This window comes from Erythrobacter sp. S57(2025), assembly GCF_057365055.1.
In genome coordinates this window covers 2,680,075-2,693,537 of sequence record NZ_CP200299.1, presented here as the reverse complement: position 1 = coordinate 2,693,537, position 13,463 = coordinate 2,680,075, and the positions used below count along the sequence as shown (strand labels likewise).

Below are 13,463 nucleotides of genomic sequence, written 5' to 3'. Positions count from 1 at the left end.
AACGGGCCGTCAACCGCGTTGCTGTAAGCGCAGCCTTGCGATGATCGACTACATCTCTTTGGCGCTAGGGCATGGCCTGATTGCGATTGCCCTTTTGCGGCTGGTCATGCGCGCGGATCTGGATGTGGATCCGCGTATCCAATCCTATGTCGACAAAGCCGATGAAGAGCGCGAGGCAGCGCGTGTTTCGGGCCGCAACGCTGCCCGGCGCAAACACGCCAACCATGAGCAAGATCCCGGCTGATGCTCGATCTCGTCTTCCTAGCTTTCATCGGATATGTCCTGCTGCTTGGCCTCAGGCGTCCGTTCCTATGGGTGCTGCTCTATGTGTATATCGACATTATCGCGCCCCAGCGGATCGGCTATTCGATCATTCAGGATATATCGGTCTCACTGATCGCCTTTGCTGCGGCCTTTGGTGGCTGGCTGATCTTTGACCGCAAGGAAGGTTCGCGTTTCACTCTGCGGCAAGGGCTGATGCTGGCGCTGCTGATCTATTGCTTTTGGACTTTGCAAGGCGCTGAGTTCCCTGAAAGCGCAGCGATGAAGTGGGATTGGGTTTGGAAAGCGCTGCTCTTTGCGATCTTCCTTCCGCTCACCATTACCACCCGCGCCCGGATCGAAGCGCTTGCCTTCACGCTGACCATGTCGGTGGCGACAATCGTGATCGGCACGGGCATGAAAATCGTTCTGGGCGGCGGGGGCTATGGCAACCTTAAGTTCTTCGTGCAGGACAATAGCGGCATTTATGAAAGCTCGACATTGGCCACGGTCGCGATCGCGCTGATCCCGCTGGCAGTTTGGTTCACTAAGTTTGGTACGATTTTTCGCCCCAACAAATTCGTGACCCTGTTTGTGGTCGGTTTGATCTTCGCGAGCCTGCTGATCCCTGTGGGGACTGAGGCGCGCACAGGCCTGCTGTGCATCGCCGCGCTGGGCGTTCTACTGCTGCGCTATACCAAGAAACGGCTGCTGTTTATCACGGCGGCGGGAGTGATGGGATTGACCGCGCTGCCATTCCTGCCGCCCTCTTATTATGAGCGGATGGCGACCTTGGGCGAAGTGGGCGGCGATGAAAGCGCTTCAACCCGGCTTGCCGTGTGGGGGTGGACGCTCGACTATGTTGCGGCCAGACCGTTTGGCGGTGGTTTTGACAGCTACAAGGCGAACAGCTTCACTTACACGATGCCGGTGAAGGAGGAGACGGACAACACCGTCACCATCCAGTACCGCGAAGTGACGGATGAAGGTCGCGCGTTCCATTCCTCAATCTTTGAGCTGCTTGGTGAACAAGGCTATCCCGGCCTTGCGATCTGGTTGCTGCTGCATGGCCTAGGCGTGTGGCAGATGGAGAAAACCTATCGCAAATGGAAGGGAAAGGAGGACGAGACCGAAGGCTGGATCTCACCGCTTGCCGCCGCACTGCAAATGGCGAGCCTGATCTATCTGGTAGGGGCGACGTTCCAGGGGATTGGCTATCAGCCGGTCATGCTGATGATCGTGGGGCTGCAAATTGGGCTTTATTCCTACGTCACCCGGCTCGAATCAGCGAAGGTGCAGTTCGACCTTGAGAAAACGCTTTCTCCCTCAGAAAAACGCCGCCGTGCTCGTGCTGCGCGCGCTGCGAAAACTGGCTCTACAACCGATGAAGGTGGCGGTGCCGTAACGGCATAGCCGTAGCCGATCCGGGCACTTGCATCCTCTGCCAAGATGCGCCCATGATTCTCGTTGCGTTTGGCGCACCTGCCTGCCATGGTGAGCCTAGTTAACGTAAACGTAAACTGGCCGCGCTCGCGAAAGGAGCGCGCCCATGGCAGAGGAGCCAAGCACATGTCCCCGCAGGATCTAGCAGCCAAAGTCGGCGAGAATATCGGCACCAGCGAATGGGTCGAAATGACTCAAGAAAAGGTCAACATGTTCGCGGATGCGACAGGCGACCATCAGTTCATTCACATCGATGAAGAAAAAGCCAAGCTGACCCCGTTCGGCGGCACCATCGTGCATGGCTACATGACCCTCTCAATGCTGCCCTATCTTGGCGCGAACAGCGACACACCCAAGATCGACGGCGTCAAAATGGGCGTCAATTATGGCGGCAACAAAACCCGCTTCATCGCGCCAGTACGCGTTGGAAAGCGCATTCGTGGCCACTGGAAGCTGCTCGAAATGAATGAGAAGCGCCCAGGTCAATGGCAACAAACCTGTGAAATCACCATCGAGATCGAAGGCGAAGAAAAGCCTGCCCTGATCTGCGAATGGATCACGATGCTTTTCGTCTGATCTGACCCCATTTCTTCCCCTCCCCGGGGCAAAATCGTATCACCTTAATCAAAGGACACCCTCATCATGTCACGTGACGCAGTCATCGTCTCCACCGCTCGCACGCCGATTGGGCGCGCTTATAAAGGCGGCTTCAACGCCACTCCGGGCGCAACGCTCGGTTCATTCTCTTACGCTGCCGCTGTTGAACGCGCTGGCATCGAAGGCGGCGAAGTCGACGATGTGGTTTGGGGAGCTGTTCTTACGCAAGGCACGCAGGCTGGTAACATTGGTCGCCAAGTGGCGCTTCGTGGCGGGGCTCCTGTTTCAGTAGCCGCTCAAACCATCGACCGTCAGTGCTCGTCAGGTCTGATGGCGATCAGCACAGCTGCTAAGCAAATCATCGTCGACAATATGGATATCGTCGTTGGTGGCGGTCAGGACTCAATTTCGATGGTCCAGACCCCTGAAATGCGCGTTGCGCCTGACCGCTCTCTGATTGAGATGCACAAGGATGTGTACATGCCTATGCTCGGCACCGCAGAGACTGTGGCTGCGCGCTATGGCATCAGCCGCGAGGCGCAGGACGAATACGCTCTGAAATCGCAAATGCGCACCGCTGCTGGTCAAGAAGCTGGCCATTTCGACGCTGAAATCGTCCCTTGCACCACCACCATGATGGTCAAGGACAAAGAAACCGGCGAAGTCAGTCAGGTCGAGCACACTTTGACCAAGGATGAAGGCAATCGCCCTTCAACCACGATCGAAGGTCTCCAAGGCCTCCAGCCAGTGATGGGTCCGGGCAAAGTCATCACTGCGGGTAACGCATCGCAGCTTTCCGATGGTTCATCGGCATCGGTTCTGATGGAAGCCAAGCTCGCTGAGCAAAAAGGCCTTGAGCCTCTTGGCCGTTATGTCGGCATGGCGGTTGCGGGCACAGAGCCTGACGAAATGGGCATCGGTCCCGTCTTCGCTATTCCAAAGCTGCTCAAGCAAACCGGTCTCAAAATGGACGATATTGGCCTTTGGGAACTGAACGAAGCCTTCGCTGTCCAAGTTCTCTACTGCCGCGACAAGCTGGGCATCGATAACGACATTCTCAACGTCAATGGCGGCTCGATCTCGATCGGACACCCATACGGCATGACCGGCGCGCGCTGCACCGGCCACGCGCTGATCGAGGGCAAGCGCCGCGGCGCGAAATATGTCGTCGTGACCATGTGCGTCGGCGGCGGCATGGGCGCAGCGGGACTGTTTGAAGTCTTCTGATCAAAGGTTGCCGGGAAGTCTTTGAGGTTTCCCGGCAGCCCTTTGGCATCGCTTAACCTTATTGCAGCCGTTCCCTTGTAAGTTCTATCCGCGCCAAGCGGAGGAAGTGATGGTTGCGTTTGTCGAACTGGGCACCGTTAGAGTGTCGAGAACCCCTGAGTTAGTTCGCATCGAAGAGATGTTCGAACCAAGCCCAATGGGCCGAATATTCGGTGCGCTGGCAGCCTTTGCCTTCATCGCTGCATGCTTCTTCTTCTGGCAAATGCCAGTCGAGCAAGATGGCAACAGCGTAACCATCATTCGAATCATTTTATGCGGTGGGCTGCTACTCATCGGCATCGCCATCGGGCGCAGCGCGCTCATACCGCGAAACAGTGTTGATCGGCTGGAATTTGACAATGTCCAGCAGGTTATGTCGCTCGTAGAAGTCGACGATGAGGGTAAACGCAACGTGAAACATGTCGTCGACTATGGTGGAATCCAGCAATTTTACGCTGGTTCGCAAGGCAGCCATGACCACAGTCCCGGCGGCTCCACCGCTTTGTACATGGAAGGCGAGGGTGGGCCGCGCAATGGTGCGCTGATCGTGGGGTCGGTGCGTGAAATGGAAGACTTCGCGCGCGAAGCCAACTCGCTCTTGCAGCAGGATCCTCCGGTTAATGTGCCTGAAGCTGCGGTGAGCCCAATGGCCAATGGATTTGGTCGCAAGGGCCTAGCCTAAACAAACAGATCGTACCCAATAGAGTTCTGCGAGATTCAACCCAAGCTTGTCGCGGAGCAATCGGCCTGCCAGATTAGCACCTATGGGGATTATGGAAATCATCGGGATCGCAGGCAGCGTTAGCCTTTTGGCGGGATGGCGGCTGTATCTGTGCATCTTTGCAACAGGCCTTGCGATGCGATTGGACGCGCTGCCGGTGCCAGAGCACCTTGCCAGCCTTGGCGTGCTGGAAAACCCTTGGGTCATGGGCATCGCTGCCGTTGGCGCGCTCGCGGAGTTCTTTGCTGACAAAGTGATGTGGCTCGATAGCGCGTGGGACACGGTGCACACGTTGATCCGCCCGGTTGGCGGGGCGTTGCTGGCGCTCGCGATTGTCGACCCGTCTGACCCGACAACCCAAGTGATCGCGTTTCTGCTGGGCGGCGGGGCGAGTTTTCTGGCTCATGGCGGCAAGGCATCAGCGCGCGCCGTGGTCAACACTTCGCCAGAGCCTGTCAGCAACGTCGTGACCTCCAGCGTGGAGGATGTGGCGACCGTCGGGCTGCTTTATGTGGCCTATGAATACCCGACCGTTGCCGCAGGTGTTGCAGCGGTGCTGTTCTTGCTCGTCATTGGCCTGTTGTGGATGGCGCAGCGGATTGTGAAACGGCTGTTTTTCAGGAGCCGTGGAACGACCCCTTAACCGCTTACCTGCCTGCCTCATCAGGATCGGTCTGGGCCTCGCCTGAGGTCAGGCCGCTTGGGCCAGAATTGTCGCCATATCCCTTTACCACAGCCGCCTGCAATGGGCGGTTGAGTGTGCGCTGTGGTTCGCCTGGAAGCAGCATGTCACCTAGAAACTGCACCACCCGGTCCAGCGTCCCTTGTTCCTGCGTTTCGATGATCCGCACGCGCGAATTGGCGTCAACAATGTGGAAATCGCGACCGCGCACCAGAACGGCATTGGCCGCCTTGCTGGTCTGCACAACATCGCCAACCTGAAGCTGAGTGCCCTCGGCTCCATATAACGAGCGCTCACCCCGGATCACGGACACTTGGCCATCTGCCTCGGAGATGGACCAGCCTGATTCTTCTGCGAGCACAGCAGTGCCCGAAGAAAGAGTGATCGCCAAAATGGCTGCTTTAGAGAATTTCAGCATATGCTCGCCCCTCTGTTTGAACAGAACTTGAGCGGTTACATTAGCTTACCCCTGCTTCCATGCTGTTTAAGGTCACGGTGAAACCGGGATTGTAGAACGTGGTTTCAAAAGGCTTAAGCCAGACAGCTTTAAGAATGCGTCTAGGAATGTAGGGCCACAAATTCCTCGACCACGGGCGCGACCTTATTGCGCCATTTGCTGCCGTTGAAGATGCCGTAATGACCTGCGCCTTCGGCCATGTAATAGCGTTTCTTGTCCGCTTTCAATCCGCTGGCGAGCTTTAGCGCGGCCTTGGTCTGGCCGATCCCCGAAATATCGTCGCGTTCCCCTTCGATGGCGAGGAGCGCGGTATCGGTGATTTGGGTCAGGTCGACCACTTCGCCCTTATGTTCAAACGTCCCGTTGGGGATCGAGTGTTTCTGGAACACTTCCTCGACTGTTTGCAGGTAAAACTCGGCCGTCATGTCGCATACGGCGCGGTATTCGTCGTAGAAATCCTTGGTCGCCTGCGCGCTTGCCTCATCGCCAGCAGTGAGGTGTTTGAACATCTCATAATGGCTCATCATGTGGCTTTGCAGGTTCATGCTCATAAACGCGGAAAGCTGCATAAAGCCGGGATAGACGCGCCGGCCCGCGCCGCGATAATTCATCGGGACGGTGGCAATCACGCTTTGGCGGAACCACTCGATTGGGCGGTTCATCGCGTGATCGTTGACGGATGTAGGACTTTCGCGCGTATCAATCGGCCCCCCCATCATGGTGAGTGTTGCAGGGGCTGCTTTCGATTTGCGCTGGTTGAGCAAAGCGGTTGCGGCGAATGCGGGCACCGATGGCTGGCACACAGCGAGCATATGCGGGCGCTGGCCGGGGGTGACGCCTTCGATATATTCGAGGAATTCGATCACATAGTCGATGTAATCGTCGAGATCGAAATGCCCTTCATGCAGTGGCACCATCTTAGCGTCCGCCCAATCGGTGATGTAGACCTCATGGCTTTGCAGCATGCGCTCGACCGTACCACGCAGCAGAGTGGCATAGTGACCGCTCATCGGCGCAACGATCAGCATTTTGGGGCGGTTATCGGTGACACCATCAAGGCGGAAGCGTTTGAGATCGCCAAAGGGCCTGTTGATCACCGTTGCCTCGATCACAGGGTAAATCTCGCCCTCGACCTCAACCTCGGTGATGCCAAAAGCGGGCTTTGAATAATGCGCGGTGGCGTGCGCGAATACGTCGAGCGCGTTCGCGGTCATCTGACCAAAGCCGTATTTGCTCCATGGATTGGCGCTGCTGGCCAGCATTTCAGAGGTGATCGAGGCCACCGTGCTGACTGAATTCATCCAGCTGCGCTGAATCTCATAAGCTTTGTAAAGCATGCGTGCCCCGTTCCTTGTCCGCCAACCTTGCGGCGAGCTTTGCCTGCGCATGATCCCCCAATCATCCGTGTTGCGCAGTGATGAAAATGACGAACAGCGATCCCGATACCGTTCATTCAATGGTCTAAATGGGCCTTTCAACCTCATTGTGCAATGCACAATATTGCCGGGGCTTGCTTCTGTTGTGAGCGAAAGGCGCATTAATATGCGCTTTTGCAGGTGAAATTTGTGATCCGCGCGCCTAGTTAAGCACGCATATGTCAGGGCAAATCACCGAATTGAACGAAGACGCGGCGGCAGAAGTGGTGCCGGACGCACCCAAGAAACCGCGCTCACTCGCACCGCTCAAAATGGTCTATCGCGAGGCAGCGAAGTATCCAACACAGGTCATTTTTGCGTTGATCGCATTGACCATCACCGCGGCGGGTACACTCGCAATCCCAGCGGCGATTCAATTGATTGTCGACAGGGGATTTGGAGCTGCAGATAGTGGTGATGAGATCGCTCGCTGGTTCCGCTATCTTGGACTGATCGTCGTGGTCATCGCCCTTGGCACAGCGGCCAGATTCTATTTCGTGAGCTGGATTGGTGAGCGCGTTGTGGCGGATGTCCGGCGCAAGGTGCATCGCAATCTGCTCTATCTCTCGCCCTCATTTTATGAGGACAATTCGCCTAAGGAAATTTCGAGCCGGATGACGTCCGACACCGCGATCATCGAAACGGTTGTGGGCACCACAGTCTCAGTCGCCTTGCGCAATGTCTTCCTCGGCATTGGGGGCACGATCTATCTGTTTTATCTGCTCCCCGGCTTCACCGTTTGGTTGGCATTGGGCATCCCGCTGACAATTCTGCCAATCGTGATGTTTGGTCGCCGCATCAGGAGCATTTCGCGCGATAGCCAAGACCGGGTCGCCGATGTCGGCGCAATGGTCACTGAAGTGCTCTCCGCGATGAAAGTGGTGCAAAGCTTTGGTCAGCAGCCGCGCGAGTCCGATAGGTTTGGCGATGCGGTCGAGCGTACCTTTGATACGGCCCGAAAACGCATCATTTTGCGCTCGTTGATGACATCAATCGTCATATTTGCGATCTTTGGCTCCATTGTTTTCATGCTGTGGCGCGGTGCCGAAGCGGTGGCTGTGGGATCAATCACACCGGGCACTTTGATCTCTTTCTTGGTTGGCGCGATGATTGTCGCAGGCGCATTTGGTGCGCTTACCGAAGTGTATGGTGACCTCTTGCGCGGAGCTGGTGCGGCGAGCCGGTTGGCCGAATTGCTCGAAGCCAAGCCTGCGATCGCACCGCCTGCGCGGCCTGAAAGCCTGCCAACGCCGCCGCGCGGATCGCTGTCTTTCCGCAATGTGACCTTCCGCTATCCGGCTCGGCCAGAGACGCCGGCGCTCAAGGATTTCAGCCTTGAGATTGAGCCAGGGGAAACCATCGCGATTGTTGGGCCGTCTGGCGCGGGCAAATCGACGATTTTTCAGCTGGTTGAACGCTTTTATGATCCGCAAGTGGGCACGATCCGCCTCGACGGCGTGCCGCTTACCAAAGCGGACCCAGCCGACATTCGTGACCGGCTCGCTCTCGTACCCCAAGACGGCGTGCTGTTCAGCGCCAATGCGCGCGATAATCTGCGCTATGGCAAATGGGATGCGAGCGATGAGGATATTTGGGAAGCGGCGCGCGCGGCCAATGCCGAGAGCTTCCTGAAGGCGCTGCCAAAGGGTCTCGACACCTATCTTGGCGAAGGTGGCACGCAGCTTTCCGGTGGTCAGCAACAGCGTGTGGCGATTGCTCGCGCGCTGCTGCGCGATGCGCCCATCCTTTTGCTGGATGAGGCGACCAGCGCTTTGGATGCGGAAAGCGAACAACTCGTCCAACAGGCTCTTGAAGAGCTGATGAAGGATCGCACCACACTGGTGATTGCGCACCGTCTTGCCACCGTGCGTGCGGCGAACCGCATCATTGTGCTCGAAGACGGCGAAGTGGTCGAACAGGGTAATCACGCCGAATTGAGCGCTGCGGGCGGGCTGTATGCAAGGCTTGCAAGCCTGCAATTCGCCGCCGAAAAGGCTGCGTAATTCCCCCTAATCTTCGACCAACAGCTTTTCGCTGGCGACCAGCGGCAACCTTGTGGCGAGTGCTGCGTTAAACCAACATTGCATTAGGAATACCTAAGATCACAAACGGGGACTGACACTATGATCCGCACAACTAAGCTTTTGCTGACGGGCACCGCGGCTTTCGCGCTCAGCGCATCGGCGCTTGCCCATGACAACGTCCATGAGGGGCACCAAGGCCTGCCGGGCGATCCGATTGAACTGCTAGAGGCGCATGACGACCTGGAAGCTGAGCTGGAAGAGGCGACCACGCCATCGATGGATTTCGGCGAATGGGGTGTTGGTCTCGACCTGCTGGATGAAACTCTCCACCCGGGCAATGATTTTAACGCTTATGCGAATGGCAAATGGATCGCGGCGAACGAAATTCCTGCTGACCGCCAGCGTTTTGGCGCATTTGATATGTTGCGCGAAGGGGCAATTCAGGATGTGCGAAGTCTCGTAGAGACGCTCGTGGCTTCGAACCCAGAGCCCGGCACACAGGCGCGGCGCATCGTTGATGCCTACAATGCGTTCCTCGATGCTGAAGCGATTGATGCATCCGGCCTTGCACCAGCGCAGCCATACCTGGCTGAGATTTTTGGCGCACAGGATCTGGACGCGCTCGTCGAACTGATGGGTAAGCCCGGATATCCCTCGCTCGTCAGCGCAGGCGTGACCATCGATGCCCGCAATCCAACTCAATATGTGGTCGGCATCGGTTTTGATGGCATGGGTTTGCCTGATCGCGACTACTACCTCGTCGATTCCGAGAACAATCTGGAAATCCGCTCGAAGTACAAGGAATATCTCGCAACCGTCTTTGGTGCTGCGGGCTATGGTGACCCTGCAGCAGCCGCTGATGCGGTATATGCGTTTGAAGCAAAGGTAGCTGAGCTTGAATGGGCGCGGCAAATCTTCCGTCGCCCAACGCTCACTTACAACGAATTGAGCCCCGATGATCTGAATGCGATTGCGGGCGACTTCCCAATCGCGACATTGCTCGAATCCTCGCAGCTGACCGGACAGCCGCGCTTCCTCGCGTCGCAAATCCCGCCAACCGATGAAGAGATCGAAGAAGCAGGGCTGACCGAAGAGCAGGTTGGGATGATCGGCGGCGGCCTGCCAGCGATGATGGAGCTGCTGACCGAAACTCCGCTCGCCACGCTTCAAGCCTATATGGCCAAAAGCTTCCTGTCATCGAATGCGGTCGTTCTCTCAAGCGAGCTGGATGCGGCCAATTTCGAATTTTACGGCAAGACGATCAGCGGTCGCGAAGAGCAGCAAGATCGCTGGAAACGCGCTATCTCTGAAGTGGAATCGGGTTTGGGTGAACAGCTCGGCGCGCTCTATGTCGAGAAGTATTTCCCGCCGGACAGCAAGGCTCGCATGGATGAGCTGGTCGCCAATCTTGGCAAAGCGATGAATGCGGCCCTCGATGAAAATGAGTGGATGACGCAGGAAACTATCACTGAAGCGCGCACCAAGCTTGAAGGCTTCGTGCCGATGATCGGCTATCCGGATGAGTTCAAGACCTATGACGGGCTTGAGGTGACAGCTGACGATCCGCTGGCAAACCGCATGTCAGGCGCGCGCTGGGCTAATGAAGATATGCTCTCACGGCTCGGCACGGAGGTTGATCCAACCGAGTGGGGCATGTTCCCGCAAACGGTGAACGCTTATTATTCACCGCTCACCAATCGCATCGTCTTCCCTGCCGCAATCCTGCAGCCTCCCTTCTTTAATGGCAGTGCGGATGAGGCGGTAAACTATGGCGGTATTGGCGCTGTAATCGGTCACGAGATTGGCCATGGTTATGATGACCAAGGCTCGCAATTCGATTCAACCGGAACCCTGCGCAATTGGTGGCAGGACGAAGACCGCGAGGGCTTCGTTCGCTTCACCGAGCAAATGGGTGAATTCATCGCAGCTTATTGCCCGGTTGAAGGTTCCAATGGCCCTGAGTGTCTGCGCCCTGGCCAGTCAATGGGTGAGACTCTTGGGGACGTCGTCGGCTTGCAAATGGCCTATCGCGCATACCGGATGAGCCTGAACGGCGAAGAAGCTCCTGTGATTGATGGCCTGACCGGCGATCAACGCTTCTTCCTTGGTTATGCGCAAATTTGGCGCGGGATGGAGCGTGAGGAATCCTTACGCAACCGCGTGATGACGGCGAACCACCCTCCCGGTGAATTCCGCCTCAACAATGCCGTGCGTCACACCGATGCATGGTACGAAGCGTTCGGTGTGACCGAAGAGCATGAGCTGTATCTGCCGCCAGAACAGCGCGTGAAAATCTGGTGATGCCAAGAGGCAAGACCGGGGTGATTTAACCCCGCTCAAACAAACTACTTTCCCTTAGCCCGCGCCCCTGCCAAGGAGCGCGGGCTATGACTTTTGTACAAATGCTCATCATCGCGATTGTGCAGGGGATTACCGAATTCCTGCCGATTTCCTCATCAGGCCATTTGATCCTTGTGTCGGTTTTTACCGGCTTTGAAGATCAGGGGCCGATGATTGACATAGCGGTGCATGTTGGCTCGCTGCTCGCGATCATTGTCTATTTCTTCAAAGATGTAATGAGCCTTGCGCGCGGCGGTTTTGCCAGCGTTGGCATTGGGGAGGCCCCCGCTGAACGTCGCCTGTTTTGGTGGATTGTGCTCGGCACGATTCCCGCGGTCATCTTTGGCCTTGCGATCAAAAGCGGGGCTCTCAATGGATTCGTCTCCGGCCTTTTCGGGATCGACATCATCGAGGGCGACTTGCTCGCCTCGATCCGGTTCACTGATCTCATAGCGACCAATCTGATCGTCTATGGAGTTCTGCTCGGCCTTGCGGACCATTTCGGCAAGGAAGAGAAAACCTTTGAGCAGATGACATGGCGTGATGGTCTGATTGTTGGTCTGGCGCAGGCGCTGGCGCTTGTTCCGGGAACCAGCCGTTCTGGTGTCACCATGACCGCAGCGCGCTTCCTTGGTTATGGCCGATTTGAAGCCGCGCGTTTCTCATTCTTGCTCTCGATCCCCGCCGTTGCAGGGGCGGGCGTGTTGATCGTGCCCGATTTACTAGAGGCTGACGGTGCGCTTTTGGTTGAGGCGTTGATTACGGGCGCGATGACCTTTGTCGCTGCCTTCCTCACTATGGCGTTCCTGATGAACTTCTTGAAACGGGCTTCCATGATGGTCTTTGTGATCTATCGTATCGCGATGGGCTGCGCGCTGTTCTATTTCTTTTAACGAGAATTATTCGCGATAAGCTGTGGAACCAATTGCGTGCGCCGCCCGTTTCACAGTTGAATTTCACGCAATTAACCGCAGAGATATGCGGTGGGATATCAAGGCCAAATGGCGCTATTATTGCTCTTTGTTATAGGTGTGAGCGCGGGGTGGTTCGCCTCGATAATCGCGCGCACTGAAAGCGCGGGCCTAATCCTACGCCAGATGGCGATCGGCTTGTTCGCCAGCCTGTTCGCGGGCCTTTATATGAATTCTGGAACCTTCATGGGAAGCCTTTCATGGCTGGCGCTTGGCACTGGCCTGGCCGCAGCGGTCATCTTGCTTACCGCGCATTACCTGGTGTTTTTGAAACGTTTTCCTGCCTGATTTTGTCGGGTCCCTTGGTGCCCGATCAAACCGGCTTGGCTCCCGAGCCACCGCCACCGCGCAGATGATATTCCTGCGTCCCGCGCGTCACCACATAATCGACATCTATGATCGCTGAGTTCGCGTAGGTGAAGCTTGGTGCCAAATTGCGGTAAAGGCGGTCAAAATCCCGCTCTACTGTTTGGCGATAGAGGTCGTCAAAACTCTCAATCACAAAGTAAGTCGGTTGCAGATCGCTGATAACGTAATCGGTGCGCATCACGCGATCGACATTGAGCATGATTCGATTGGGACTTTCCGCTTCGACCGCAAATTTTGCCTCGGTCGGACCTGACAGGATGCCAGCGCCATAAGCGCGAATGCCTTCTGCTTCTTCGATCAGGCCGAACTCGACCGTATACCAATAGAGCGCGCCCAAGGCCTTTAGCCGGTTGTACCGCATCGCCTTCCACCCAGCGCGGCCATATTCCTGCATGTAATCGGCATAGACCGGATCAGTGAGCATCGGCACATGGCCGAACACGTCGTGGAAGACGTCGGGCTCCTGAATATAGTCAAAGGTCTCCCGCGTGCGGATAAAATTGCCCGCAGGAAAGCGGCGATTGGCAAGATGCCAGAAGAAAACGTGATCGGGGATCAGCATAGGGACAGGCACCACGCTCCACCCCGTGAGCTTGTCTAACTCCTCTGAAAGCTGGCCGAATTCCGGGATCCCACCGCGCGACAGGTCCAGCTTTTCAAGCCCCGCCATAAAAGCGCTGGCGGCGCGTCCGGGAAGCACATCCATCTGCCGGGCAAATAGCTCATTCCAGATCGTGTGCTCGTCTGCTGAATAGTGCGTCTGCTCCGGCTCCAACCAGTCCTCACCCAGATGCGCCGGGCGCCGCAAGGGCGCGGTGAAAACATCATCGGGCAGCTCCGGCAGAGCGGTAAAGTCGGTGTCTGGATCAGCGAGTGTAGCCATGGGCGTATCATTTGATACTAGTGTGCCGAGTAGA

At 56.7% G+C, this 13,463-nt stretch carries 13 protein-coding genes; 10 read left to right on the top strand and 3 right to left on the bottom strand.

Features of this window, described 5'->3' with window-relative positions; all coding sequences use genetic code 11:
• The first annotated feature begins 40 nt into the window (after positions 1–40).
• From AC0V6N_RS12870 to AC0V6N_RS12845, 6 genes are all read left to right on the top strand, one after another.
• A complete protein-coding gene (locus AC0V6N_RS12870) occupies positions 41–244 on the top strand; it encodes a hypothetical protein (RefSeq protein ID WP_486171944.1) in 204 nt (67 codons plus the stop codon).
• Positions 244–1,674, top strand: a complete 1,431-nt coding sequence (locus AC0V6N_RS12865; RefSeq protein WP_486171943.1) for a DUF5935 domain-containing protein — start codon at positions 244–246, stop codon at positions 1,672–1,674. Before AC0V6N_RS12870 ends, AC0V6N_RS12865 begins: the two co-directional genes overlap by 1 nt.
• A gap of 156 nt (positions 1,675–1,830) precedes the next feature.
• Complete coding sequence (locus AC0V6N_RS12860; protein WP_486171942.1) at positions 1,831–2,280, top strand: MaoC family dehydratase; 450 nt, start codon at positions 1,831–1,833, stop codon at positions 2,278–2,280.
• 66 nt (positions 2,281–2,346) lie between these two features.
• On the top strand, positions 2,347–3,528 hold the full coding sequence (locus AC0V6N_RS12855) for an acetyl-CoA C-acyltransferase (RefSeq protein ID WP_486171941.1): 1,182 nt from the start codon (positions 2,347–2,349) through the stop codon (positions 3,526–3,528).
• Between the two features lie 106 nt (positions 3,529–3,634).
• Positions 3,635–4,249: a hypothetical protein gene (locus AC0V6N_RS12850; RefSeq protein WP_486171940.1), complete on the top strand. Its 615-nt coding sequence runs from the start codon at positions 3,635–3,637 to the stop codon at positions 4,247–4,249.
• An 82-nt stretch (positions 4,250–4,331) separates the two neighbouring features.
• Entirely contained in the window at positions 4,332–4,931 is a 600-nt protein-coding gene (locus AC0V6N_RS12845) for a DUF4126 domain-containing protein (protein WP_486171939.1), read from the top strand.
• Positions 4,932–4,935: 4 nt separating this feature from the next.
• On the opposite strand, the gene AC0V6N_RS12840 is transcribed toward AC0V6N_RS12845, so the two are convergent.
• Together AC0V6N_RS12840 and AC0V6N_RS12835 are read right to left on the bottom strand one after the other, a co-directional pair.
• On the bottom strand, positions 4,936–5,388 hold the full coding sequence (locus AC0V6N_RS12840; RefSeq protein ID WP_486171938.1) for a hypothetical protein: 453 nt from the start codon (positions 5,386–5,388) through the stop codon (positions 4,936–4,938).
• Positions 5,389–5,528: 140 nt separating this feature from the next.
• Positions 5,529–6,764, bottom strand: a complete 1,236-nt coding sequence (locus AC0V6N_RS12835) for a polyhydroxyalkanoate depolymerase (protein ID WP_486171937.1) — start codon at positions 6,762–6,764, stop codon at positions 5,529–5,531.
• A gap of 257 nt (positions 6,765–7,021) precedes the next feature.
• Here AC0V6N_RS12835 and AC0V6N_RS12830 point away from each other — a divergent pair, with 257 nt between their 5' ends.
• The 4 genes from AC0V6N_RS12830 to AC0V6N_RS12815 all read left to right on the top strand — a co-directional run bounded on the left by AC0V6N_RS12830 (position 7,022) and on the right by AC0V6N_RS12815 (position 12,465).
• On the top strand, positions 7,022–8,845 hold the full coding sequence (locus AC0V6N_RS12830; protein WP_486171936.1) for an ABC transporter transmembrane domain-containing protein: 1,824 nt from the start codon (positions 7,022–7,024) through the stop codon (positions 8,843–8,845).
• Between the two features lie 120 nt (positions 8,846–8,965).
• Positions 8,966–11,167: a M13 family metallopeptidase gene (locus AC0V6N_RS12825; protein WP_486171935.1), complete on the top strand. Its 2,202-nt coding sequence runs from the start codon at positions 8,966–8,968 to the stop codon at positions 11,165–11,167.
• A gap of 86 nt (positions 11,168–11,253) precedes the next feature.
• A complete protein-coding gene (locus AC0V6N_RS12820; protein ID WP_486171934.1) occupies positions 11,254–12,099 on the top strand; it encodes an undecaprenyl-diphosphate phosphatase in 846 nt (281 codons plus the stop codon).
• Positions 12,100–12,207: 108 nt separating this feature from the next.
• Positions 12,208–12,465 (top strand): hypothetical protein, encoded by a 258-nt coding sequence (locus tag AC0V6N_RS12815; RefSeq protein WP_486171933.1) that lies wholly within the window; start codon positions 12,208–12,210, stop codon positions 12,463–12,465.
• Between the two features lie 25 nt (positions 12,466–12,490).
• Here the strand turns inward: AC0V6N_RS12815 and phhA are convergent, their stop codons facing one another.
• Positions 12,491–13,429, bottom strand: coding sequence for a phenylalanine 4-monooxygenase (phhA, locus tag AC0V6N_RS12810; protein WP_486171932.1), 939 nt, complete (start codon positions 13,427–13,429; stop codon positions 12,491–12,493).
• Between the last annotated feature and the right edge of the window lie 34 nt (positions 13,430–13,463).